The organism is Mycobacterium sp. OAE908, from assembly GCF_017872775.1.
Taxonomy (GTDB): Bacteria; Actinomycetota; Actinomycetes; order Mycobacteriales; family Mycobacteriaceae; genus Mycobacterium.
The window spans coordinates 85,967-111,581 of the sequence record NZ_JAGGJL010000003.1 but is presented as its reverse complement, the minus strand read 5'-3'; the positions used below and the strand labels follow the sequence as shown (position 1 = coordinate 111,581).

The 25,615-nt window shown below is 64.5% G+C and carries 21 protein-coding genes; 3 read left to right on the top strand and 18 right to left on the bottom strand.

Annotated features, from left to right (window positions below):
* Nucleotides 1-6: 6 nt before the first annotated feature.
* On the bottom strand, nt 7-783 hold the full coding sequence (locus J3E61_RS32955) for a DUF2182 domain-containing protein (RefSeq protein ID WP_210086867.1): 777 nt from the start codon (nt 781-783) through the stop codon (nt 7-9).
* Between the two features lie 13 nt (nt 784-796).
* Nucleotides 797-2,215 (bottom strand): tyrosinase family protein, encoded by a 1,419-nt coding sequence (locus J3E61_RS32950; RefSeq protein WP_210086866.1) that lies wholly within the window; start codon nt 2,213-2,215, stop codon nt 797-799.
* Between the two features lie 262 nt (nt 2,216-2,477).
* Between J3E61_RS32950 and J3E61_RS32945 the strand changes: the two genes are divergently transcribed.
* Nucleotides 2,478-5,192 (top strand): hypothetical protein, encoded by a 2,715-nt coding sequence (locus J3E61_RS32945; RefSeq protein ID WP_210086865.1) that lies wholly within the window; start codon nt 2,478-2,480, stop codon nt 5,190-5,192.
* A 485-nt stretch (nt 5,193-5,677) separates the two neighbouring features.
* Here J3E61_RS32945 and eccCa read toward each other — a convergent pair whose 3' ends face one another.
* The 8 genes from eccCa to J3E61_RS32905 all read right to left on the bottom strand — a co-directional run bounded on the left by eccCa (nt 5,678) and on the right by J3E61_RS32905 (nt 15,082).
* Nucleotides 5,678-9,853, bottom strand: coding sequence for a type VII secretion protein EccCa (gene eccCa, locus J3E61_RS32940; protein WP_210086864.1), 4,176 nt, complete (start codon nt 9,851-9,853; stop codon nt 5,678-5,680).
* A gap of 121 nt (nt 9,854-9,974) precedes the next feature.
* A complete protein-coding gene (locus tag J3E61_RS32935) occupies nt 9,975-10,478 on the bottom strand; it encodes a hypothetical protein (RefSeq protein WP_210086863.1) in 504 nt (167 codons plus the stop codon).
* 185 nt (nt 10,479-10,663) lie between these two features.
* Entirely contained in the window at nt 10,664-11,674 is a 1,011-nt protein-coding gene (locus J3E61_RS32930) for a hypothetical protein (RefSeq protein WP_210086862.1), read from the bottom strand.
* 16 nt (nt 11,675-11,690) lie between these two features.
* Complete coding sequence (locus tag J3E61_RS32925) at nt 11,691-12,341, bottom strand: hypothetical protein (protein WP_210086861.1); 651 nt, start codon at nt 12,339-12,341, stop codon at nt 11,691-11,693.
* On the bottom strand, nt 12,319-13,347 hold the full coding sequence (locus J3E61_RS32920; RefSeq protein ID WP_210086860.1) for a hypothetical protein: 1,029 nt from the start codon (nt 13,345-13,347) through the stop codon (nt 12,319-12,321). Before J3E61_RS32920 ends, J3E61_RS32925 begins: the two co-directional genes overlap by 23 nt.
* Entirely contained in the window at nt 13,347-13,925 is a 579-nt protein-coding gene (locus tag J3E61_RS32915) for a hypothetical protein (protein ID WP_210086859.1), read from the bottom strand. The genes J3E61_RS32920 and J3E61_RS32915 overlap by 1 nt, the downstream gene beginning before the upstream one ends.
* A 6-nt stretch (nt 13,926-13,931) precedes the next feature.
* On the bottom strand, nt 13,932-14,540 hold the full coding sequence (locus tag J3E61_RS32910) for a flavin reductase family protein (protein ID WP_210086858.1): 609 nt from the start codon (nt 14,538-14,540) through the stop codon (nt 13,932-13,934).
* Complete coding sequence (locus J3E61_RS32905) at nt 14,537-15,082, bottom strand: hypothetical protein (protein WP_210086857.1); 546 nt, start codon at nt 15,080-15,082, stop codon at nt 14,537-14,539. Before J3E61_RS32905 ends, J3E61_RS32910 begins: the two co-directional genes overlap by 4 nt.
* A 728-nt stretch (nt 15,083-15,810) precedes the next feature.
* Between J3E61_RS32905 and J3E61_RS32900 the strand changes: the two genes are divergently transcribed.
* Nucleotides 15,811-16,683, top strand: coding sequence for a nucleotide-binding protein (locus J3E61_RS32900; protein WP_210086856.1), 873 nt, complete (start codon nt 15,811-15,813; stop codon nt 16,681-16,683).
* A gap of 406 nt (nt 16,684-17,089) precedes the next feature.
* Nucleotides 17,090-18,502, top strand: a complete 1,413-nt coding sequence (locus tag J3E61_RS32895) for a hypothetical protein (protein ID WP_210086855.1) — start codon at nt 17,090-17,092, stop codon at nt 18,500-18,502.
* 22 nt (nt 18,503-18,524) lie between these two features.
* Here J3E61_RS32895 and J3E61_RS32890 read toward each other — a convergent pair whose 3' ends face one another.
* The 8 genes from J3E61_RS32890 to J3E61_RS32855 form a co-directional block, all read right to left on the bottom strand.
* Nucleotides 18,525-18,992, bottom strand: a complete 468-nt coding sequence (locus J3E61_RS32890) for a DUF4145 domain-containing protein (protein ID WP_210086996.1) — start codon at nt 18,990-18,992, stop codon at nt 18,525-18,527.
* Between the two features lie 719 nt (nt 18,993-19,711).
* Nucleotides 19,712-20,023 (bottom strand): hypothetical protein, encoded by a 312-nt coding sequence (locus tag J3E61_RS32885; protein WP_210086854.1) that lies wholly within the window; start codon nt 20,021-20,023, stop codon nt 19,712-19,714.
* Entirely contained in the window at nt 20,020-21,666 is a 1,647-nt protein-coding gene (locus J3E61_RS32880) for a hypothetical protein (RefSeq protein WP_210086853.1), read from the bottom strand. The genes J3E61_RS32885 and J3E61_RS32880 overlap by 4 nt, the downstream gene beginning before the upstream one ends.
* Nucleotides 21,663-21,977, bottom strand: a complete 315-nt coding sequence (locus J3E61_RS32875) for a hypothetical protein (RefSeq protein ID WP_210086852.1) — start codon at nt 21,975-21,977, stop codon at nt 21,663-21,665. Before J3E61_RS32875 ends, J3E61_RS32880 begins: the two co-directional genes overlap by 4 nt.
* Complete coding sequence (locus tag J3E61_RS32870; RefSeq protein ID WP_210086851.1) at nt 21,974-22,276, bottom strand: hypothetical protein; 303 nt, start codon at nt 22,274-22,276, stop codon at nt 21,974-21,976. The genes J3E61_RS32875 and J3E61_RS32870 overlap by 4 nt, the downstream gene beginning before the upstream one ends.
* A 41-nt stretch (nt 22,277-22,317) precedes the next feature.
* Complete coding sequence (locus J3E61_RS32865; RefSeq protein WP_210086850.1) at nt 22,318-24,228, bottom strand: DUF4226 domain-containing protein; 1,911 nt, start codon at nt 24,226-24,228, stop codon at nt 22,318-22,320.
* The gene (locus tag J3E61_RS32860; protein WP_210086849.1) at nt 24,225-24,386 is read right to left on the bottom strand and encodes a hypothetical protein; all 162 of its coding nucleotides are present in this window, start codon (nt 24,384-24,386) and stop codon (nt 24,225-24,227) included. The genes J3E61_RS32865 and J3E61_RS32860 overlap by 4 nt, the downstream gene beginning before the upstream one ends.
* A gap of 62 nt (nt 24,387-24,448) precedes the next feature.
* The gene (locus tag J3E61_RS32855) at nt 24,449-25,528 is read right to left on the bottom strand and encodes a C40 family peptidase (RefSeq protein ID WP_210086848.1); all 1,080 of its coding nucleotides are present in this window, start codon (nt 25,526-25,528) and stop codon (nt 24,449-24,451) included.
* Between the last annotated feature and the right edge of the window lie 87 nt (nt 25,529-25,615).

The following is a 25,615-nucleotide window of genomic DNA, read 5'->3' as shown; positions in this document are numbered from 1 at the left end:
TTGTGGCTAAGTGAAAGTGGTCAGGATCGCCGTCGCCGTGAGCGCGGCGGCCACTGGGCGCACGATGCGGTCGGGCCGCGACATGAACTTCTCCGCGACGATGGCCGCGGTCATCGGCAACATCAGCCACAAGGTGATCAGGTGACCGGCGACGAGCATCGCGCACATCAGCGCCCAGCAGGCGCCGATACACCATCGCGCGTGGGTCAGTCCGCGCGCCAGGCAGGCGACGTCGGCACGCCAGCCTTGCGGCGGCACCGGCCGCACGCGGTGGCATGCGCGCAGCGACCGCACCTTCCAGCCCGTCAGCTCCCACACTGCCGCCAGGACCAGTGCGATCGGCAGCAGCCACCGCGGCCAGTGGCCGACCTGCGACGCCACACCAATGGTCAAGGCCCCCAGCAAGATCCATGGTGCGAGGTATCCCGCAACGAACAGGGCCTGAGCGCGCTGGCGCCGGTGCCAGCGCGAGCCCAGTGCGATCGACCGTGCTGCGGGCAGGATCGTGGGCAGCATCATCGCGACCACCATCAGGGTCCAATGCGGCACCGATGGTGGTGCGATGGGTGTTTCCGGCCCGGATGGGAGCAGCACGCCATGGCCGTGGCCGGGCAAGTGTAAGGCGTGCTGGGCGAGATCGCCTGCACAGAGCGCGAACAGCGCCATCCACACCGCGACAGCGACCACGGCCAGCGGCCACTCGGGATATCGCCAGCGGGCATTGCGCGAGGCCACGATCAAATCGCGGCCAGCGGCGCGCAACGGGCTTTCTGTGGTCGTCATGGCGGCCGGGCTGCTATTGAAAGTGCACGCTGACCTGGCCGACGTCCACACTTCCCGGCCGCTGCTGGCCGCCCGGCGCCCGTCGATCAGCCTCCACCTCCACTGCCGGCGGGCGGACATATAGCGGTACGAACCGGACGCTGACGTGATCGCTCCACTGCCCCTTCGCTTTCAGGGCGCGGTAGAGGTCGGTGATGTCAAAGACCAGTTGCATGCCCTCCGGATGGTCGTGTCGCGGGTCGGGAAGCGCTTCGATGCCGAACGTGGAGGCCGTGCCGACGTAGTGGTCGTCGGGTGTCTCGGGGTCGTCGTCGGGGACGTTGAGATACACCGCGTAGGGCACGTGCGGAGTGTCTTTGCTGGTGAGGTCGCCGAGGCGCAGATAGACCCGGGTCGGCTCGGCTTCGGCCTCCAAAGGGCCTGACGGCGCGCCGATTCCGAAGCCGACGTCGACGGTGTCCCCGCTCAACTTCACCGATTTGTCGGTGGCGCCGACGAGTTGGGCGGGATGGTCGGGTTCGGGTTCCATGGCTTCCTCCCCCAGCGGCGCGGAGATGTCGTCATATTTGTAGTTCAGCTGTGTCGCGGGGTCGAGCACCTGAGACGCGGTCATCACGACGTCGTGGCCTGTCGCGTCGTGGAAGTGGAACTGCTGGCCGCCCAGCCAGTCTGGGTCGGTGGTGTTGGCCCGGCCCTGCCCCGATCCAAGCCACACCTGCCAGAGGCGGTCGATGTTCGCGTGGTGGAGCCAGAAGATCGGATCTGCGGGGGCGGTGTTGAGCTGGCTCATGTTCACCCCGACCGAGTTGTGCACCGAGCCGTGCGGGACCGCTTCCAGCGGGCCGGCACCGCGGGGCTGGTAATGCATGAATGCCGTCTTCGAGCCGCCGAAGCCGGGTGCGAAGTTGCTGGTTTGGAAGTGGCGGGGTCGAAGTGCCGTGTCAATGAGAACCGCTCTGGGGTCGAGGGTTTCGCCGTTGTTGAGGAATCGGGTGGCGTCGAACAACGGGTTGCGCTGGCCGTCTAGCTTCGGTTCGGCAAATGCGGGCGGCAGCGCCAGCGTTTGCTCGTCCTTGGAGTAGTTCCAATACGGCAGCGCCCAGCTCGCCTTCGTATCGGCGTCGATGGTCGCGTCCTGCGTGATCACCGCGCGCAGGATCGCCTCGTAGTGGAACAGGTACATCCGGTGCCACGGCAGAAAGAACCACGTGCCGTGCTGGCATTTGTTGAGGAAGTTGTCGTGTGCGGGAGCGCTGTCCTCCCAGTGGATGGCCCTCTGATAGCCCCACCTGGTCGGGTCGTTCTTGTGCGCCTGGTCTTTGTCGCGGGCTTGGAGCACACCGACGGCGCGTGCATAGGCGCGGATGACAGGATGCCAGACGTCCTGTTGCGACAGCGTCCAAATGTCCTGGCGAATGCGTGGCTTGGCCATGGGTTAGTCACCGTTCTGCATTGAGATACGGACGGCGAGGATCGTGGCTTGCGCGCAATTCAGTCGACGATGCCGAACGTTACTTCTGTTAAGCAACTTTCGAGGCCCCCTCGCCCGCAAGTGGATGCGGTCCCCTCCTACAGAGGATGACAGTGAAGGCGCGTGGGCACATGCGTATCCGACTACTTGTTTTTGGCCGCCGGCGTCATCGGCCAGTCAAAGGCGACTCGTCGGCCGGCCGTCGTCAGTACCGTCGCGTCTCATGAACGCCACCGCGGATCTCGCCGAGGGCGACCGACCGGCCGAGATGATCGAGTTGAAGGTGCACGGGGTGTCGGGAACCCCGGCGACCACACTGCTGGCCTACCCACCCGAACTCATCGAATGTGTCTACGGTGACCAGGACGCTGGTTTCCATCGGCGCAGAGAGCTTTTGGCCGAACCCCAAGTCGATGTCTCGGCGCAGCCTGGATTCGCCCCGTCCGGCCGACAGACTGAGGCGTTCTGCTGGGGCGGGTTGACATCTGGACCGGCGACCAGAGCACTTTGGCTGCTGTTCTTGCCCTTCATCTTCGTCAATCTGGCGCACTGGATGCTGCCGGCGACCGACCGCAAACGGTGCGCTCGATGGTCGGTACGGTTGTTGCGTCTGCTGGGCCTGACCTTGACGATGGCGCTGTCGCTGAGCCTGGTGTCGGTGGCCGTTGACATCGTGGGCTGGCAATGCGCGGGCCTACCGCAATGCGCGCAACGGTTGGGCCCGTTGACTTTTCTGTCATCCTGGCCAGCGGCGATTCGGCTGGCGGCGACGGCGGCTCCCGTGCTGGCAATGGCCGGGGTGCTGATGCTGATGCAGAAGCAGACTCCGCGCATCGGTGCGCCGCCACCGGACGCCTCCGACGTCTCACCCTCGAAGTCACCGCTGACCCAACCGCGCTTCTGGAACGGTGACCGATCGGTGACGCGGCTGCGTGACTGTCACCTGACCGTGTGGTTCTCGTTGGCCGCGGCACTGGTGCTGGCACCCGCGAGAACCATCGACGACGGTTCACCGAGGTGGCCGACTGCCGTGCTTCTCGCAGTGAACCTCGTATTTCTGATCACCAGCGTGGGGTTGACATTCTGCGACCAGGTGACCGCGCGAGGTGGCGACGGCCTACCCGGTGATCAAACCGACCGACCGTCGCAGGTGACACGATGGATGTGGGTGTCGTCGTTGATTGTGAGCCTCACCTCGCTGGGATGGGTAGCGGCAGGCGCGCTCTGGGCTGACCGCGCGCCCCAGGGCACGGCAATCCTCGGTGCCGGGTCGCTGCCCTACCTGGGTCCGGTCACCGAGTGGGTCATCGGGATCCAGGCGGTCCTGCTCGTGGCACTGCTGGCCACGACGTTGTTGTCCAAGCGGACCCCGGCGGCGCCTGAGCGCGGCTTTCGGCCCACGCTGCGAGGCCTGACCGCTCCGTGCGTCGCCCTGCTCGCATGGCTTATCAGCGGCGAAATGTCGGTAGCTCTTGGCTTTTGGGTTGCCCGGATACTCGGTGAGCCCGTGCAGTCAGCGCAAGCCACCGACGAGTTCACCCACCAGGCCGGGCAGCGGCTGCATGCCGCCGCCGACGCAATGCTCGCACTCGCGAGAACCGATGAGGGCAGCGGGTCTGCCCAAGCATCGTCGAAGGTACTCGGCGATTTCGTCGCCGCCGCCAATGGACCAGCACCGTTGCAACTGTTCGACACCTACTTCATCGGTTCCGCGGTCAACCTGGTGGTCATCGTCGTAGTGCTGTGTACCGCGTTATGCGTGGGCGTCATGACATGGCTGCGCGGACGCAAGCCCGACGCGGTGTCGAAGGTCTGGGACGACTACGGCGGACCCTCGGCGCAGACGCAGGCCGACCACGACGCACACTCCACGTCGACCACATCGACAGGGAAACGACGAAAAGCAATGGCGCTGATGGAGATATCTCGCGCCAAGGCGGTCGCTTCGACGCGAGCGTGGGCGGCGCTGACCGACCGCGGACCCCGCATCTTATTGTGGCTGATCATCGCCGCACTTGCCGCGACGGTGGTGTTCGTCATTTCCAGCGTGATCGCCACGTTGGTGAACCACGAACGACACGATCTGGCGTCATGGTTTGGCGGACACGATGATTCCGCATGGACAGCAGTCCTGGCGTTCGGGCAGGCGTTGACAGCGCTGGTCGCCTCCCTCGCAATCGGGTTGGCCTACCGTGCGTTCCGCGACCGTGAGACCCGGCGCCACGTCGCCGTGCTGTGGGATGTGGTGACGTTCTGGCCGCGGGCTTCTCACCCCCTGGGACCCCCCTGCTACGGCGAACGTGCCGTTCCGGACCTGTGGCTGCGGACATCGCTGCTGAGCACAAAGTCCAAAGTAGTCATTGCAGCGCACAGTCAAGGGACTGTCATTGCCGCCGCCGCACTCCTGATGAACAGCGATGCGCCAGACCCAGAGGCCCTCGGCGCAGATAAACGGCCACTGTTTTCCCGGCCCGTCGCCCTGCTCACATTCGGCTGCGTGCTGCGCCGGCTGTATGCGCGCAACTTTCCGGCATACTTCGGTTATCAGTCGCTGAATCTGCTGCGCGGCAAGGCTTCAGGGGATGGCGCGCTGGCGACGCGATGGATCGATTTGTGGTCGATGACCGATCCTCTCGGCGGCTGGGTCTTCGACGAGGATCTGTCCCCACCGGCCGGGATCCCCGTAGGACCGACCCTTGACCGCCGTCTTGCTGACGCCCGAGGACTGGGCCCTGAACCTGACACGGGACGATATCCGCCGATCTGTGGCCATTCGGGATTCTGGAGCCGGCCGGAATACGACGGCGCCCTGAGCGCACTGCAATCGCGGATCGAAGCGCAGCCGCGCTCACCGGTCGAACTCGAAACAACGCCGGGTGGACCCGACGAGGCCGGGCCACCGCTTGTTCCGTTGCGCTTTGCGGGCCCGTGCGAATAACTTGGCGGTGGCGCATGCAACCTCGGCCATGGGAGGTCGGACTGATTCGCCACTCGCGGCGCGCCAACATCGCGGGACCAATTCCCTCGCTCGGCCAACCGCTAACAGGCTCAAGTCGACAAAGCCAGATCCAAACCTGAGCTACTCCGTGAAGTCTGCAGGCGGCGGTTGGCGGCAAAGCATCGTAACCGCTGCGCCGCAAGCCGTTCGGGAAGCCAGACACCGGCTAAGGCTCGGCGAATATCACCATTACGCCGTGTGGGAGCCTTCTCGATCCGCCAGAGCAAGGACTCCCAGAGCAAGGGAACTGATTCGGCGGGGTGTCACGCACGCCACGTCATGCCCATACCTAGATTCGAGCGCCCAACTACGCGTTATAACGGATTGTTAGACAAGCACTTTCAGCTTGTCAACTAGATTGCATCTCGACAACGTTCGCGTTCGTTCTTCGCCGTAACACTTGTGAAAGCTCATCACCAGCATCATCAGCGCCGCCGCGCGATGACCGGCGGATCCGACCACCCGACCAGCACACCGTCGGTGCCGCGCCGGGTCCACAGCAAGCCCTTGCCGGGCCGCTGCGGCGCCGCGAACACCCCGGGCACGATCGCGCCGTAGGAGCGGTGGCCGTCCATGATCACCACCGGTGCCTGCATGTTCATCATCCGGCCCAGCACCCCGCCCTGGGACTGGTAGCTGAACGTGCGGATGTCGGCGGTGGCCACGATGTGCAGCCCCAGGTCGTCACCTTCGTCGACGTAGGCGATCAGTTTGGCCAGCGGGCTGTTGGCATGCGACCAGGAGGTGATGCCGTCGATTACGACGAAGAACTCGCGGCCCTCCCAGAACCGCTTGGTCGCCAGGTCGTGCTGGCTGGTTCCCGGCGGCGGGCGGCGCTTCTCCAGGATCGCGCACAGTTCGTCCACGACCGCGGTGACCGCGGTCGGGGTCTGCGCGTAGGCGCCCAGCCAGGTGTCCTCGGGCACCACCCCGACCGAGGTGCGGCGCGGGTCGATCAGGATGATCGTCGCGTCCTGGCTGCGGTAGGACGCCATGATGCCCTTCATCATCGCGCGCAGCCACGCCGTCAGCCCCGAACCGGCAAGCCCGGTGGCCACCACGTGCGGGTGATCGTGGAAGTCGATCGTCGCTGTGCCCAAAGTGGATTCGGCCAAACCGAACGGCACCATCCCGGGCTGCAGATCCAGCGCGCCCGCGAACACGTCGGCCAGCGGCACCGACTCGGGCAGCCGCACCACCGTGGTCGCCTTGTCCACCCCGGAGACCCGGCGCACGATTTCGCTCAGCGCATCACCCTCGACCGGGCCCCCGACCGGGCGGCCCTCGAGCTGCGGTGGTGTCGCCAGCACCGGTGCGCCGACCATCAGGTGATGGCCGTCGCGGGTCAACCCGCGACCGGGTAGATCGGGCACCTCACGCACCGGGTTGCGTTCGGGGTCGCGCGGGTCACGCTTGACCTCGGTGTCATGCTCGTTGACCAGCTTGAGCTCCAGGCGCTGACCGGTCTCGGCGCGCACCGCCGACTGCAGCCCCGACAAAGAGCTGGTGTGGGTGATGATCACCCGCACGCCGTAGTTGCGGGCCCGCTGCAACGCCAGCACCCGATCGACCAGCGCGGTGTGGCCCTCGGTGAAGTTCTTCCAGCCGTCGACGACGAGCACCACCTCACCGCCGGACACCCCGATGTCCACCGGGTTGGGTCCGAACTTGGCCGCACGCACCTTGCCCATGTCCAGGTTGCGGGTGGTGAACGCCTTATCGCGTTCCAGCACAATGTTTTCCAGCGTGGACACCATCCGCGACACGCCCTCGGCGTCGGAGACCGCGACCACCGACGCGACGTGGGGAAGGTCGGCGACCCGCGCCAGCTGCGGGCCGCTGGCCGCGATGCAGTAGAACTGGACCCGCTCCGGGCGATACAGCAGCGCACCGGTGGTCACCATCGTCATCACCGCCGTGGTGGCGCCCCGGCCCGGCGCGGCGACCACCAGCGCGTTGTCGTTGAGCATGTCGAGGCTGTACACCTCTTGGCGCGCGCCGCGCGGATAGTCGGCCAGCGCCACCGGCAGCACCAATCCCGGGTTGTTGCCGTAGTCCTCATACCAGGGCCGGCCGCGCCAGCGAGCCACCAATTCGTCTGCGGGCGTTGGGTCGCCGAGCACCGGAAGCCAGAGCGAGCGCGGCGGGCGCTCCTTGGCGGCCTGCAGCGAGTCGGTGATCGCGGTGGCCAGTTTGAACGGCGCCTCGACCGGGCGCACCGGCAGCGGGATCACCTCGGGTGCCGGCGGCGCGGTCAACCGGTTGTCGACGTCGCGCGCCTCGGCGGCGGTGAACACCCGCGGCGCGAACTCCGCACCGGAGCGCTGCGGAGCCGCCAGCACGCCGGCGTCGTCGGTCTTGGGCACGAAGTCCGCCGAGGTGTAGAAGTAGCGGAACTTGCGCGGTTCGCGCAGCGCCACCCGCAGATAGGCGGTGCCCTCCTCGCCTTCCGAGGCGATGTGGGCGGCGGCGTTGGAGCCGATCGCCGCGCGCGACTCCTCCTCGGTGCCGGTGCGTGCCGCGATGCTAAAACCCAAGAGCTTGTTGATATCCCGCAGGTTCTGGGTGTCCTTGGTCTGCCCGACCAGCTGCAGGAACACGTGCAGCGAGCGGCCCACCCGCGCGATGCGCAGATACAGCTTGCGGAACTTGGGGCCCCAGATCGGGTCGGCGAACACCTCGTTGTACTCGTCGGTGATCACCCACAGCGCCGGGATCGGCGGCAACGACGGATCCACCAGGCGGCGCTGGTTGTAGGTGGTGATGTCGGGGCAGTCCTCCAGGTCGGCGATGATCTTGCCGCGCCGGTCGATCTCGCCGTCCAGGGCGTCATAGAGCCGGCCCACCAGGTGGCGTTCCTCGGCCAGGTTGCTCACCGCGGCCACCACATGCGGGAAGCGCCCGATCATGCCCGCCGCCGACTTCAGCTTGAAGTCGGTGAACACGATGTTGAGCACCTCCGGCGAATGGGTCAGACACGCCCCGGCGACCGCGGTGATCAGGCCCTCGGACTTGCCGGCGCCGGTAGTCCCGATGAACAGCGAATGCATGCCCATGCCGCCCTGGGAGCCCTCGCGCAGATTGAACTCCGCGACCTCCCCGGTGTCGCTGTACACCCCGACGGGAAAGCGCATCCACGCCGGGCCCTGCGCGCGGGTGGCCGCCCACAGCCGGTCGGTGTCCAGCCGGCGCGGGTCACGAATTCCCAACACGTCCAACAACGTTCGTTCCTCGGCCGAGGAGGCGGAGATCGTCACGCTGGCCGACCCCGGGGCCCGGTAGCGGGCCAGGCTGCGGGCGAAGCGTTCGGCGTCATCGACGCTCATCGCGTCGGCGGTGGCGTAGAACGCGTCGTCGAGTTCGTCGCTGGCCGCGGCGCCCTCGTACAGGTTTTGTGCGACCCGCTGCCGCGGATCGGCGCTGACCTGTTTGCGCAGCACCCCGTCGCGCAGCCGGTAGGTGGTGTCGGGGGTGAAGCCGACCCAGAACCGGGCGCCGCCCGGCGCCGCGATGGACGGGCGCGGAGGCACGTCGGTGGCCAACCGGATGAAACATGTACTGGCGTAACCGGATGCGCCGGTCAGCCCGGCCCAGTCCTCGGGGCTGCCGCAGTGGTCGTCGATGACCACCCGCAGCGGCATCGCCGAAGTCAGGCCCGCGGTGACGCCGCTGGACGGGGGCGACCACGCCGGCCGGGCCTCGTCGACCTGCTCGTCGAAGAACGCCTCCAGGTCGGCGGGGGAGCCGAAGAGCATCCGGCGTTCGCCGCAGCCGTCGCGGCGGCTGTCGTGCTGCACGTGGGGCAGCCACTTCACCCAGTCCCACTGCTCGACATCCGAACTGACGACAATCAGCTGCAGATCGGCGGGACTGTGGAAGGCGGCCAGCTGACACATCACCGCCCGGGCCAGGCCGCGTGCCTCGTCGAGGTCGCCGACGAAGGACAGCCCCGGAAACCGTTGCAGCCAAATCACCTTCGGCATGTCGTCGACGTATTCCTGGGCGTTGAGGAACTTACGCAACGCGTGCCCGGTGGCGGGTTCGAGGTCGGCGGCCGGCGCGATCTCGGGCTTCTCCAGGGTCATGGCCAGCTTGACTTTGCCGACACCGACGCGCACGACTGCGAACATCGGCTCGCCGGGTTCGCGGTCCCACATCCGCTCCGAGCCGGCGACACCGAACAGATCGGTTGGGTCCCAATGGAAGTGGCGGCGATGCGCCCACTGCCGATGGCGTTGCACGTCGACCTCGTCGCGGATCTCGTCGAGGCGGGAGAACCACTTGCGCCGGCGGCCCAGCAGCTCGCCGAACGACATCTTGCGTCCGGCGCCGCGGTTGCGCACGAGCAGGCCGATGGCGCTGATGCCGGCCATGCCGCCGAACAGACCGAAGCCGCCGGCGAGCTGACGCTGCCCGGAGGCGTACATCACGACGATCAGGCCGACGATGCCGACCAGCAGGCCGATGGGCAGCACGATGCCCCAGATGCTGCGGGGGATGGGGATGGGCGCGACGATCGGCGCCTCGAGCTTGATCTTGCCGCCGCCGGTTTCCGGGTCGGGAACACGCTCACCAGGGCGCACGAAGCTCTGCGTGGTCACCGGACCACATTAACGTGGTGCAGCACACCACCTTTGCGCCAATTTCGGTGGTACGCCTAAGCAAACACGATGCCGCCGCCGACGACCGATGTACGAGGGACGATGGCGGTTTCGACGATTTCTAGACAGGTGCGCGGCCGGCCCCAGAGCCGCCGCCCGCCGCCCCGCCGGGGTCTAGCGGCACGTAGGGGGCGTGGAAGTGGCCGAACTCGTCTTCTTCCATGTCTCCGGTGATGCGGAACGGTTCGCGGGGATCGTCCCAGCCGTCGCTGACTTCCATGATCCCGCCGGTGGTTCTCCCGGAGCCGAGGCCGTCGAGGCCGCCGGTACCGGGGACGGCGCGATAACGCTCGGCGTTCTGCTCGTCGGTGGCTTCGGTCTGGGCGACACCGCTGGATGTGGTGGCTTGCAGGGCAGGGCCTTTCGAAGCGACCTGGGCGGTCATCTGAGTGACCTGCGTACCCATGGCGGCGGCGACGCTGGCAGCTGCGGTGTCCATCGGAGAGCCGGGCTTAGGAATGGGCGCGGCACCGGGATTGGATATAGCCCGCTCGGCGGTCGCTGCAACCGACGCACCGCCTTGCAGCATCTGCGAGGGATTGACCTTGATCGGCTCAGCAGGCATCACGCACTCCTAGGTCGCGCGATGCGGTGCGATACGGGAGCCATTCGTCCAGTTTACGGTTGCAGGCGAGCACGCCGGGTCACAATTTGTTTGCGGTGGATTTACTAATCCGCACCGCAATGGCTGCAGGATGGCTGGGGCGGCGTTAGGTAATTCGGGCTCTACCCGGCCGATGCAGCGCAGCGTCAACGTCGTCTGCGGTAATTGTCAACGAGCGAGACGGCCCACACCACTAACGCACTTCCCGCGGCGCCCAGCGCAATTGTCCAAAGAGTACTGCGCAGCCAATGCAGGAAATTCAAGTCAGTTGAGGCTAAGACAACGATGCTAGAAATCAAGGTCGCGAGAACCGCGGACGTTATTATTGTCTGGCGAGTATTCCGTCGTTCTTGTCTACGAATAAGTTCGGAAACACCGACTCCACCGGGGACATCCTGCTTCAGAGCCCTCAACAGCTCCGCCTTGCTCAAGCTCCCGTAATCGCGTGATGCCGCTGCAGGTTCCTGGTCGGCTCGGGGCGCCATTGCGCGCGCAAGTGCTTCGGCCACAGCATCGCCCGACGGAACTCCCCCGCGCACCTTGTTGAGGAGGTTGTCATTGCTCAGCGTACGCAGCACTTCGGCCGAGGGGGTTTCGGTTGCAGTTACGTGCTCAAGCTCTTCGCGCAGCGATGAAGTAGCGCCAGTTTTATAGGGAGCCTTTACGGCGCGTGCGAGCCGGAACACAAAAATCCGCGCGAGTGGCAACCCGGCCGGAAGCAGAACCGTCCGGTCTGATACATTTGTGATCGGCACAAAAAAATCATCACCGAAACCGGGGTCGACATAACTACTCGCAACCAAAAGCGATTCAGCGTAAAGTAGACCGCGCGGAATGGTGAAGGCCATATATCCCGGGTCTACTTCGAAACGCTCCAGAATGCTCACGAGTACCGTATCTCCCGGTGTCAATTTGACCTGAGCGTCTGGGTCTAACCGATGCCGCGTGTAGACTCGATGACCTTTTTCCGCCACACCTCCGTTGGAGTCGTTTTGCGGATAGTCGACGTATGGGCCCATGCGGAGTAAGTAACTGCATTGTTGCACACCCGATGGATCCCAGGTTCCGCGTCGGAAAATCCTCCCGGCATTGAGGGCTTCAAAAAGCTCTTCATCATTGAGGAGGCCAGCCGCCGCAAATCCGTTGCCCTCATTCATCCAGTCGGTCCCCCTGTCAGTCGACCTGCAGCTTTCGGCGTTCCCATGACTCTAGTTCGGGCAGGGTTAACCCGTTGCAGCTATGGACAAACTCAATCGCCTCGGTGTAGGACTTAAGCCTTCCACCGGGTGAGGCGTGAGGCGGCCCAAGGTCAGATCCGAAGTCAACGAGCACCGCGTTCGCTCCGTGCGACCTCAAATCGGGAAAAAGGGATACTGGCGCGAAACCAAGCGAATCAAGGGTCGTGCCTAATCGAATAGCATCGAGGGCGGCGCGAAACATGTCATCCCCGGGTCGGGAAAGTGCCTCCCTTAAGGTATACGGCACGAATTCCTCGAGGAGCGTCGCCTTGTGATGGCCGTAAAGCTTGGGTGTCCCAATTCCTCTATGCTCGAGAAGTCGTCTCCGTTCTAGCACTTCCTTGAATTTGTACTCCAGCCCGCCGACTGAGCCAACGAGGGATTTCAGGAGTAGCCGAAACGACTGTTGATTGTCCGAGACGTCGAAGACGTATACGTAGGACTCCCCTCCCGCCCGATACCAGTCTCGGACCGTTGTAAAGCAGAGCTCGTCTCCAACCTCAAGGCCGGCCGCACGGAACCCAGCCGACACGCTCTCGGCGCCGAGTATCGCTAATAGCTCATCAGTTAGATTCCACAGAGCCAATCGAGATCCCATGCCTTATAGAATTCAGAAACATAGAGGTGTCTATGTCCTCGAATAAATCGAATGCACGACCGCGACGATCGTCCAAGTCGATCACAGGATTGTCTGCCAACTGCACGATTAAGTCCGGACCGGCGATACGACTTACAGCGGCGCCCAAGCTAGATCTTAAAACACCCCGACCAACGCTCCCTGGCTCAGTCTCAAAAAGAAACCGCGAAATCTCAACCGCTCCTTCTAATGGCCCTGCGGACATATGGATCCCATTTCGTAGCGAAGATACCGGTCCTAAGCCGAGTTCCGAAGCGTTTGCGAGGAAAGCCTGTCGGAGGGAATTCGGCGCGGCTTTCGCGGGGTCTGTTGCACCAATTAGGTCGGAGCGCAGCACTGACCAGCCGGTTCTGGAGGTCGCCTGCAACAGCATTATCGAGGCAGATAAGTTCTCGAACTCCTCAACCTGCTCAGGGTGAAATCCATTTAGCAGCAGAATCTCTTCACCGGAATAATTTAACCGAACGCCATAGGTACCGCCCGATAACCGATGGATTTCACGGCCATCGAACATTGCGGTGAGTTCACTTGGAGTGATATTGGGAAAGCGGTCAATAAATTGATGGGCGCCGAGTATTTTCAGGCCTGGGGTCCGGTCCAGCAACTCTTGCGCAGAAAGTTCGGCTTGATTGTCGAAAGCGGCGAGACCCTTCTCGGAAACTTCGTTGATCGTGCCGTAATGTCTACGTATAGCTTTCGAGGCACGGAGCGCTCTGCCTGACAGGAGTCTAATGGATCCAAGTTTGACGTTGAATCTTTCCAAACTCTGCTCGATAAGGGACCGCAGCTTATCATTCCCAGCGGCGAGGGCGGCCAAGGCTGATGGCTTCAGGAAAAGCAAGAATTCATTGACATCCTGCTCTGGGGACTCGTACGGCGATAGCTCGACACCTTGAGTTACATCTAGACTCGCGGCGACTGCATCCTTTATGGTGAGTGTATCTGGCAGAGCCATTACAGAGGTCTCCTCAGCTTCCGATCATGGATAATCTTCAGTGCTTGGACGGCAGTTATCGCGATATCATCGTTTATGATTACAGAATTCTCGCTTTTGGACGCCCATGAACTGTTCGCGAGCGTTTCTGCGTACTCGAAGTTTTTCAGCGCCTCGTCAATACGGTCAGTGCGCCCGCTGTTGACGAGGCGGCTCAGCAGCGCTTCCTTGCTTGGCGGGAGAATTAACAGGTGATGAACAAATCCCGTAACGCCGGACGTGTGGTGTATCTCAGTCGGGCTAAAATCCAGCATATAGATTATTGAATTCACGATTGGCGCGACGGCAATATCCTCCATGGAAGTCCCGTATGACTCCCCGTACTGATATGTCTGCCAGGCGAACGCTCCAGCGAACGATACTGCGTCAAACTCCTCGGGTAAAAGGGAAACACGTCCCGATCTGGCTTGTTCCTCAGGCCGAATTTGACGTGTCGTGTAGGTCCGAACCCAAGAAGCTGCCGGCAGCTCATCGAGTAATCGGTTGCCGAGCAAGGTTTTACCCACTCCACTAGGTCCCACCAGCACCAAAAGTGTCATGTCGAACTAGGTGGGCCGAGCTTCCTGGGAAGGTACAGCTATGCGGTGCTGTCCGTGCTTACGAAGGACTGTAAATCCCCGTGTGCGCGCGCCGACCGAGACTAATGGGGTCTCACACATGTCGTATCCAAGCATGGCGGTTACCTCTCCGATTACCATGACGTGGTCACCGGATGGATGCACTGCAATGGTTTCCAATTCGATTGCCCCGAGCGAGCCTTTCAATGCTGGCACGTCAACGCTCTGCCCAGGGACTAAGTGAACACCGGAGGTGATGAGCTTGTCATATTCCCGGCCGGACCGTGTACCGAAATAAATAGTCTCGTCCACGAGCGAACGCCCTGGAATAGACAGCGATATCGGCGTGCCTTCCTTTACGAGGCCGTGCGAGAAATTGCTGTCCTGGATCGCTATGCCCATCATTCGAGGATTGTATGACGCCCAGGTCGTAAAGCACAGCGTAATGGGGTTATATCCCGATTCGTGGATAGGCGAAGGCAACAGTGCTATGACGATACGTGATGGTTGAAATAGCTCTCTGAAACGGCTCCTGCTCAATTCCACCGGTTCTTGCGCGGTGAACTGAGGTGACAGGAATTCTTCAGGATGGCTCATACCTGCGTCTCTGGATCGGGCGCCGCGATCCGACCACCCTGCCATTGACCTCGATACAGACTGGCTGCCTCAGACATCGCCATAAATATGATATGAATGAAACGCGCCTCCTGTTGAAGCCTAAACACTTTTGATCCGGCATTGAAAAGCCCGACCGTGATGGCTCCTTCGTATCCCGGAGCGACTAATCCTGCTGACATGATCAAGCCAGATCTGTATAGGGAAGAGCGTGCGATGACGAGAGCCGCCAGGTCCGACGGGGGCCTTACTTTTTCGATGGTTGTCGCGACGTAATAGCAACCCGGCATTAGCTCGTAGCATTCATCTGCGTCGCGTGAAAGCGGGATAGCTTCAGGCGTGTAGCGTTCTTCAATACCAAGAAACGAATCACCTTGAAGTTCGTGGACCGCACCAACGCGAAGGTCTAGGCCAGCGCCTTCTGGATTCGTTAAGTCCCTGGTGCCAAGGTCCAGAACAAAGCTGCCTTTGCTATCTCCTCGAAGAACGGCTTGCGGTGAGAGGATCATCTGATTTCCGTTCATCCTGTGCGCTAGCCGGATCTCGATCCGACGTCGCTGCCCTATTGCCGCCAACCGTTGCCGCACACCGCCCATAACCTGCGGCCTAAGTATGTGCCTCGGTCTTGATCAGACTACCGGGATGCGCTCGGAGGTCTCTCGATGCCCCGGTAACTTGCATAGTCCCTGATCCGCGTTGGGTAGGCGTTGTGCTCGGCGTTCGACCTGGTCCCAGAGCTGACTCTCGAGCTGCCGGAGTGCATAGGGCTTTCTAACACTCTATCCGAACTGCGCGCACCCTGTTACGCGCATGCCCACTAGATCGAAGGGCGGTTCGCCCTTCGATCTAGTGCTGCGATCTCGACGTGGGGATGTTTTAACCGCCTCGGCATGGAACGTTGCTGCCCCAGGCGATGCCATGGCCCATCGACTGACCACTCGCGGCGGCTTTGCGAGAGTCCGGCGACGGCCCTCATTAGAGACATCTAGGGAGCGCAGACTCTCGGTGCGGTGCTGACCGAGCACAGGCTTCGATGTCGCTGGGCGACCCGCGCCTCTGAGTGCTCCCTGGCGATGGACCCGGCCCAGCCCGACTTTCAACGATTCTCCACGCGGCGAGCTCGGTCGGAGCCGGTCGACCTCGTCCGATTCTTCGGTCCGTTGCCCCGTCAGTTCCGTGATTACCGGCGGGATTCTAGCGACGCGTGAACCCAGGGCCTTGAAGCGCGTTAGGTCCCCAATATGCTGAGTTGGTGCCCTCTGCCGATCCCAAGAGAGTCTTCGTGGTCCACGGCCGCAACGAAGCGGCCCGTCAATCGATGTTCACATTTCTTCGTGCCGTTGGTTTGAACCCAATCGAGTGGAGTCGCGCGTTGGCAGCAACCGGCTCGGCGAGTCCCTACATCGGTGAAGTACTCGACACGGCCTTCGACATGGCCCAAGCCATAGTGGTGCTTATGACGCCCGATGAGATGGCGTATCTCGTAGCTCACCATGCGAGCGGAGCTGATGATCCCGACACAAAACCAGGACCGCAGGCTCGCCCTAACGTGCTGTTCGAGGCCGGTATCGCCATGGGTCGAGATCCGAGGCGGACGATTCTTGTCGAATTGGGGACTCTCCGGCCATTCAGCGATGTTGCGGGGCGCCACGCCGTGCGGCTGAGCAACAGTCCAGAAAAGAGACTCGATCTTGCGAATCGGCTAAAGACCGCCGGCTGCGAAGTTGATACCAGCGGAACGGATTGGTTGAAGGCCGGTGACTTTGCAGCGCCGGAGGCGCGGGGCGAGACCCCCGTCCTGGGCGGGGAGCGATTACCAAGCGACGTCGCCCGCAGCAGGAAGCACCTGGATGCAAAATTCACCCGTGGCAGGTCGGGCAGCGATTTCATTCAGCTGCTCAATGTTGGCACAGAGGACCTCTATGAGGTGAGTTCTCCGAATGGGGCTAAGTTTCGCGGTCGCATCGACGGATTCCCTATCCGACGGCTTCCTGCCGGGAAGACGAAGAACCTGCCAACGCTCTTAGCGAGCGGCCACGACGACACATTCGACCTAATTGTTGAAGGACGTACCGAGAGCGGCGAGGCTGTCCACGAAGTCCTGTATATCGACTTAGACGGTTAGCCGCGGACAGTCATCACTGGCACCCGGCGCAAAATCAGGACGCCTCCATTGTGCGCATTTGCCCGATGGCCTCCGGCGCCGCGGCAACAAAGGCGATTCGAAACGCGCGCCAGACAGCTTCGAAATGACGCCCAAACGCACGAACGTCGTCGTCGTCGAAAGACATAGGTGCCCATAAGTCAAAACGCAGTTAGCCCTCCTGTCCTCGGTTGGAAAGGCCAGCGCTGGAGGGAACTTAACGGTCAGCTCACTGCCCGCCCCGCCTCGCCGACAAGCTAGCGAACGCCACGTACACCGACACGCCGCCTTTTAATGCGTGCGTTTGCCGGACCTGCGTGCGACTCTGTACGGCTGCCCAATGAACGGGGGCCACAGACAATGTGACAGTACGGGAGAAGGAAGAGACATGGAGGAAGAGCAGGAATCCATAGAGCAAGTGCGCGACTGGATCGGCCGGTTGGAGGCGTTCGCCGCCGCGTTGGACGACATCGAGGGCGACGACGCCACAGATTTCTGTGACGGCGCGCTCGATGCGTGGCAACACATAGGGTTGCCTAGCGTCACACACGCTGGGCCGCAGGCCTTGGTGATCTTCGAGGCCCTAAACGCGCTGGCCAAGGTCGGAACTGCTGCTGCTATGGATTGGGCTGACACGCCCGAAGTTCGGGACCGGTACACGCGGGATTCCGCTCAACAGCTTGTTTCATACGCCTTGGACGGCGTCCTATCTGAATGCAAGCGTTGGCTTTCCGAAGGCCTACCGCGGTCGGATGAAATCCAACAGAGGTTCACTGCCGTGGCGTGCGAGCTCAAGAAATCTATGGACGCATTGGGAGAGAAGAACGACGAGCTGGACGCTCAGGACGCCGAAGCGGAGGCAGACCAGTACGGCGCGATTTTGTTTCACCGCGACCCCAATCGGTCGGATGCCCCGATCTTCGAGAAAGTGTGTTCGTTCGCCGAAGAGGACAACTCCCGATACGTAGACGCGTACAACAGGATTCGGCGCATGCTGGATTGTGAACTGTTGCAGCACATCTCAGACGAAGGCGACCGCTTATGCGATGTGCTGATGTACGTGCTGCGCGAGCTTCAGGGAAACCAAGGGCTGCTACGTCATAGCGCCGCCATGGCTGAACGGCGACGTAAACTGCGTTCGGCATTGATTTCGTTCACCGCTGCTTTGCAGATCCACGAGTACCAAACAATTCGCAGCGCACGGCGAACCCTGGGCCTGGACCGCTCAGAGGTGGACAAGATCAAAGCGCTGTTCACCGAGCTCAAGGAGACGTCGTTTGATTACAGGTGGCTAGAGGCTCTACGAGATGCACTGCAGCATGGCGACATCGATGCTTTCAAGTGGAGCTTCAACATCAGCATCAATGCCGAGCCTGCGGTGGTCATCACCATGGACCGCGCGTTCATGCTGGAGTTCCACAACGACAACCGGACGAAGCCTTGGCTCAAGCGGAGCGAGCTGGAGAAGTTGGATTACGACCCGAACGTGCTGGACATGATCAATAACGTTCAGCCTCTAATGGGTTCGTTGCAGGAGAAGCTGGACAAGGTTCTCTACCCGAACGTGGCACAAGACGCCGCGACCGTGCGGGAAATGATCGGACGGTTCGATGGCAGGGAAGGCATGTACTTCCTGCAGACCGGTCCCGGGTTCACGCGGCGCAATCTAGCTCCGCCACAGATGCCGCTTCAGCCGAACGTGCTGAATTTCGCGTATACCTATGAGCCCCAAGAGGACTCGTACGGCGGCTCAACTGCTGTGGATGGTGAGGGTTACAGCCGTTCGGTGCTATGTGATTGACCAGTTTCGGCCAAGGCACGCCTCACTGCTGACCGCCTTGCTGCCGCGCTTGCGCTGCCTGCTGCGCTTGCGCGATGGCTGCGGGCGACTGGTAGACGTCGTTGAGGATCTCACCCATCAGGTGGATCACCAGCTTCGATTCCTCGGCGCTGATCGGGTCAACGAAATCGCCATGCGCCATCTCGTTGCCTAGCTCTCGCACCCCGTGGGCGGCGTCTTTAATCGTCGCCCGAATTAGGCCACCTGCTGCAAGCGCTTCAATCTTGCTGTAGAGAGTTCCGGTTGTGATGCCCTTGTCCTTCGCAGTTGCCTCGATTACGGCGCGGGCCAACATGATCGCTCCACGATAGTGCTCGCAGCTGTGGCACTCGTAAGCCTCGGTCGCGGCCTCTGCAACATGGTCGGGCACATCTCGATAATCGCGCGACTCGATAGCGGATGGGCGCCAACGTAATTCGTCGCCGCGCGCGCTCTCGAAAAACGCCTGCAGGGCGCGAATGCTGCCGTAGTCCGACGGAACTGAGCCAACTGCTATGGACTGGCCGTTGCAAATTGTGCAGCGGAAGGGAGCGCACGCCACCCGCTTGCCCGCCGCGTTTCGGCGCGCCACCTCAGGCCCGAGGAACGTGGGATCACCGCTCAAATCGTGTCCGGTGTTCGCCTTGCATAGCCAACAAACGTGGTTCGGCATCCGATAAACGTAGCCCCGGACCGCGACACCGTGACCCCGCAACGCCGCAAGTTCAGCTGTTGTAGATGGTGACAACGAGAGCGTCTAGCTTTTTGATGTCTACCTCGATCAGCCTGCCGACGCAGTAGCCGGCTCGCCGCCCGCAAATGTAGGTGCGGATGGTGCCCGAAGACACGTCATTGGGGCTGCCATGGTGGTCGAGATGAGTCGGCGCGAGGAAATATCCCCTGCTACGGCTTTGGATCATTGCGCGCCGGAACCGGTCTTAGACATGGGATAGACATCTGTTCCCGGTAGTAAGCAGACCAGCGAACCAGCGTGGCCTACGCGTTGGCGCTGATCAGGCGGTCTGGGCAAACCGTGCGAGGCCAGCGAATCCGACCGCGGCGGGATGCACCCGCAACCTCTTGAGCAGCGCAGGCGCAGCGAGATCAATAGCGGGTCGGTAGCAGACCGCATTTCGAGTGTTTCCGCTGATGGGTGCGTGCCCCCCGGCACGATTCGGACCTGCCAACCCTCTAAAACAACTCCGCCCGCATCTGATCCACCCCGTCCTCGCCGGCGGCGATCAATCGGTTGAGCCGGGCTTCGAGTTCGAGGTTGGTCATCACGTGCCCGATGGCGTCGGCGATCTTCAAGTCCAGCAGGCGCCCGTCGAAACCGAGGACGAACGAGATGTATCCGTCGGGGTCTTCCACGGTGGCCCGCAGTCCGTCCAGATCGGCGAGCAGCTTGTCGAGGCGGGCGAGGGTGGCCGCGGATTCTTCCTGGCTGAACTTGACCTTCTCCGCGTCGTCCATGTCGTCGAAGCCGGACGCGTCGAGGCTCATGTCGGCTCCTCGGGAGGCCGGGTGACGATGCGCCGCCGCACCACCTGTTCGGCCTTGCCCGGCGGGTCGTCGTCATCGGGGTCATCGGATGACCTCCCCCGGGTGGCAGCGGCCGCGGCCGCCAGCCGGTTGATGTCGACGCGTCCGGTGACGTCCTCGGTGTGCGGAATATCGCGCCCGGCAATCTTTTTCGGCCGACCCGCCTCACCCTTGTCGCCGCCGCCCTGACCGCCAGCACCGCCGAGGCCGCCCATCCCACCCATCGGCATGCCCATCGGCATGCCCGACGCACCGCCTTGAGTGGGCCCGAGCGCCGACGGCGGCCCGGATGCCCCGGCGGGCTCCACCGCCGGTGTCGACGGTGCACCCGTGGTCGGGGCGACCGACAACGGCCCCGCTCCGCCGGCCGGGCTGACACCCGCACCGCCACCGCCGGGGCCGCCGCCCATACCGCCTGCGCCGCCACTCATTTCGGGCATGACCGGCAGTTCACCGGCGGCATCCAGCTTCGGCTCCCCCACCCCTTTCATCGCCTGCGTTGCCTGCTGGGCTGCCTGAGATGCCGCCTGCATCAACGCTTCTGGCGCCTTGGTCACCGCGCCCAGCAGGCCGCCGGCCATGCCGCCGACCGCGCCGAGCACAGTGGGAATCATCTGCGCCATCTGCCCGGCCATCTGACCGGACTGATCCGCCGACCCCGCCGCAGCCGGATCCTTCCCCGAGCCCCCGACACCGGCACCCGCGCCCGCCGCGGCACCGGCCTGCTCGCCACCAGGGTCGCCGAGACCCGAGGCGCTCGTCGCCGCGTCGGTGTTCGCGTGGAACTCGCCGTAGCCGGTCGTCACCCGGGTGTTCAGCTGGGTCTTGGTGGCCACCGCCTGGGCAAGCGCGGCCGAGTGCCGGCCGCCCGATGCGATGTTGTTGGCCTGCATGATTCGCACGTTCTGGTCGGCGACGGCCAGCTGCTGCGGCGACGGGATCGCCTGGCGCGCGGCCACCTGATTCTCGGCATACGCGCTCGCCTGCGTCACCAGGGTGCGCGCCCGTTCGGCGTAGGTGTCCAACCCGGCGGCGAAGGCCAGCAGGTGAGCGCTCACCGCAGGCGTGGACACCTCTGCGTCCAGCGTGTCGGGTAGCGCCCCGACGGTCGCGCGGATCGTCTCGGCGCCGTCGTGCGCACTGCTCGCCACCTGCGACCACGCCGACGTGAACATCTCGCCCGCCGACGGGTCACCGGCGTGCGCGGCCGCCGAGATCGCTTCGGGCGGACCGGTCATCGGCGGCGGCATCGGCAACCGCACATCAGGGGGCACCGGCGGCGCCGGCGGCGCCCACACCCCAGGCGCCGGCGGCCCCGACGCGCGGCCACCGGTCAGCGCCAGCAGCGCCTTATTGAACTCGTCCATCGCCACGAACGCCGCCGCCGTCCCGGTCAACGCCTCGACGGTGCCGATCAGCGCGGCCACATGCGCGGCCAGCCCCGCCCCCAACTCCCCGCCCGCGGCACTCAACCGCGCCGCCGCACCCACCGAAGCCACATCCGCCGCCAACGGCGGATGCGGAACCTCGGCGCCGCCGACGGCGACGACCGCATCGAGCAGCCGCTGCGCGGCAGCCACCAGACCGGGCGCGTCGATCTTCACCGCAAGCTCCTCAACCGCGCCCGGGCTCGCTCGAGGTCGGCGGCCGTCGGCATCCAGCTGATCCCGTCGGCGGGTGCGCCGCGCTGCTCGAACTCGGCGCGCAGCGCGACCTGCCCCTCCAGGTAGGCGACGTCGGCGCAGGCCTGGATGGCCGCGGCGATCTCGCTGCCCGGCCTGCGCATCACTGGCGGCTCCAGCTGCACCCCCAGCACCCGGCCGCTGCCCAGCACCCGCACCCACACCATCTCATCGGGGGTGTGGGCGGAGTATTCCCGCTCGGCGGCGGGCACGGCGGCCGGGTCGTCGGTCACAGGTTCCGCAGGGTCGCCGCGTTCTCGTCGTCCATGTTGAGGAAGGTATGAACGGCGCGGTGCAGCTCGTCGCTGGCGGCGCGGTGGCGCGCACTGTGGTCGGCCAGGGCGGTGTCGCGTTCGGCCAGCAGGTCACCGACGGCCGCTTTCACCTGGTGCATGATCGGACCATAGCTGTCCACGGCGGCCGCGATGTCCGCGCCGGCCTCGCGTGCCGCATCGATGATGCGGGCCACGTCCTCGTGGTTGGCGGCGACCTCGCGCAGCACCGCGGGGTCGATGCGGATCGGTTCGGTCATCTACAGCTTCCTTTCCGTTGCAACTAATTGTGCGCTTCTCGCTAACCGGCCGGGACCGCTGATGCGGCGTCGGCGAGCGCCTCGGCGGCCGGGGTCGGCGGAGCGGTCGGCGGCGGTGGGGCTGGTTGGGGACGTGCCGCGGTGGCGGTCGGGTCGATCCAGCCCAGGAAGTCGGGGCTCGACGCGACCGAGCCCAGCGGCACGACCTGCCCGTTGGCCAGCGCCTTCACCGAGCTCAGCGCCACCACATAGTGATCTTTGAAGATGCCGACGTCCCCGCACGCCAGCTGGCTGGGATCAACGGGGTCGGTCACCGGGGTTCCCGGCGGCGGCAGCGCCAGGTTGTTCTTGCTGTAGGCGGCATCCACGGTGTCCCCGCCGAGATAGGCCGTCACGGCCTGGGCCGCCGCAGCGGTGCGGGCGTTGGCGCTGGACCCGTCGGGCAGCCGCACCGTGTCCGTCGGTGGCGGTGGCGGTGCGGGAGCCCCCAGCGGGGCAGGCGGGCCAGCGGCCGGCGCGGCGTCTGCATTGCTCGCGGCCTTGTCCACCGGGTCGGTTTTCTCGGTGGTATCGCGAGCGTCGTCGTGGTCCTTGGGTTCTGGGGTGTCGTCGGTCTTCTCGACGGCGTCTGGGGAGCGATCACTACCGTGGTCGCCGGCCTGTGACGCCAGCCCGGCCAGCGGCGCGATCGCCCCCGCCAGGCCGCCGAGGCCGTCCAGTGGTGTGCTCGGTGCCCCGCCCAGCGCGCCGAGGGCACCGGGCAGCGCGCCCAGCGACGACAATGGATCGGCACCCAGCCCGGTGTCCAGGGGGAGGCCGCCGAGCACATCGGACAACGACGGGTCGGGCAGCGGCTCCGCGAGGCCCAGTCCGGCATCCACCGGCTCCGCCTCCGGAGGCGGCGCAACGGGTGGCGTTGGCGCAGTTGAGGATTCGGCCGCGCCGGCACCGGTGTCGTCGACCGCGTAGAGCTTCGAGAGCGCCTGCGCCGTCTTGGCCTGGTCGTCGGCGGTCAGGCTGCCCGAGGTCACCAGGTCGTTGATCGCGCCGACCTGACTGTGCAGGAACGTCAGAAACGACCGCTCACCGGCGGGGGTGTCGATCGACATCGCCGGGTTGTTGACCGCGTCGATGATCTTGGTTTGGATCTCGCCCAGTCGCCGCTGTCCGGCGGCGCTGGCCGCGTGCGCGCTGAGCAGCACCTCCGATAGCTTCTCTTCGGCCTCGCTGATCGACGAATACTTCTTCTTGAGCTCATCCTGCAATTTGCCGACGGCGTCGGCGGCCTTGCCGGACTGCTGCTCGTCGGTGGCCAGACCTGCGTCCCGCGACGGCGATGCGCTGCCCTTGGTGTACTGGTCCTCGGTGATCGGGTGACCGTCCTTGTCGAAAAACGACTTCTTGCCGTCGGGCCCCAGCGTGTAGTAGGCGCCGTCGGCGTTCTTCGGGGTCAGCACCCCCGTCGCCGGATCTGTGTGAAAACCGTTGTTGCTACTGGGAATTCCGCTCAGCTGCGGTGCGATCTGCTGGCCGCGGGCGTCGATCGGGGCGTAGCCCGAGCCGACCATGCGATAGCCGGCCGGGGTGATCGGCGGCCCCGCCGTGCCGTCCGGACCGACGAGAGCGACTGTGCCGTCGTCGTTTTGGGCCCAGTTCTGCTTGGTCGACGAGTCGTGGTAGATGACAGTGGCGTCGGACGGCAGCGGGGTCTGATCGCCGAACACGAGGTGACGCTGCTGGCCGGCGTTGTCGGTGTCGTAGTGGATGTTGGGATCACCGTAGGTGTGGCGCGCGTTGTACAGCACCGCGACCCAGTAGGGATCGTCCTGGCCGATGTAGCGGGTGGGGTCCGAGGGCATCGCCCACCCCGGTGCCGCAAGGCCGTGGGTGCCGCGGGTGGAATCCCAGACGTCCCAGTGGGTCTGGCCGTCGAAGTGCTTCGGTCTGCTCATCGGCAGAAGTGTCCGCGGCCCAGATCGTCTTCGAGGTCTCGGCGGGGTGTGAACACCGGTGGATCAGCGGGTGGCGTGTCGCCGCCAAACAGCTTGTGCGCACGAGTGACAACGTTGAGCACGCGGTCGATTTCGCGTTCGATCCTGGGGTTCACCACGGTCCTTTCCTGCGCTGGGTTCTAGCCTAAGGCCGCCGCCGGACGGCCCGGTGCGCGAATTTTCACGCCTCGACCGCCGCGGGCACGGGCCTGCGGGCGATGAAGCGGGCCGGCATCGGGGCGATCCTCACGACGTCACCCGTCGTCGGCGCATGGACGACCTGCGTGCCGGAGATGGCGAGCTGCACGTGGCCGGGCCCGGAGCGACCACCCTCACCGAAGTTGTCCAGCGGAAAGATCAGGTCTCCGGCGCGCACCTGGTCGGGTGTCACTGGCACGCCTTGGGCGATCTGGCTGTAGGTGTCGCCGCCGAGGCTCACCCCGGCTTGGCGCCACGCCCACTGGGTCAGTCCGGAGCAGTCAAATGTGCTGGGCCCCTTGGCGCCCCACACGTAGGGGCGGCCCAGCCGGCTCAACGCCGCGTTAGCGGCGGCATCGCCCGGTGCGCCCGGAATGTCAGTCACCCGGTGCTCAGCCCGTCCCGCCAGCATGGTGCGCGGTCCGGCCATACCGGCCAGCGGCATCCCTGCGCCGCTACCACTCATCCCGCCTCCGCCCCCAAATGGTATGCCGGCCAACGGCATACCGCCGGACGCCGGTCGTTGACGGCCGTACGCCAGCGCGCGCACCACGGCGGCCAGCCGCGCGTCGCGGACCCGCTGGGCTTCGATGATGTGCTGTTGCTGGGCGACGCGGGCCCGCAGGGCCGTCACCAGGGCGCGCTGCCCTGCGGGCGTGCCGGCCACCGGTGACAGAACGGCCGTGTCGGAGGCGGCGCCGGTGCGCACAGCACCGGAGTCCGCGCGCCCTGACTGATCCGAAGCCGCCGCCGCTTGCAGTTGGCCGCCGAGCGCCTCGTCGGTGCCGGCCACGCCGTACAGCGTCGGTCCCGCACCTGCGGCGAACCGGCGGTAACGCGACGCCAGATCCCCTGAAAGGCCGCCGACACGAGCGTGACCCGTGCGCACCAGATCCCCCGCGGTCGCCAACCCCGCACCGGCATCTAAGGTCGCAGCACGCCCCTCCGGCGTCGGATCGCCGAATAATGCGTGCGCCCGGTCCAGCACGTCACCCACTTGCGCAACCAACGCGGCGATCGACACACACCAAGTATCAAGCTGCCAACACCTGGCCCCGGACACAAATTTTGGCTGGCGGCAACGTAAGCCTGGACATGTGCTGGCGTGCCAGATGCTGTCAGCGACCAAGTTGGCCTATCGACGACATCC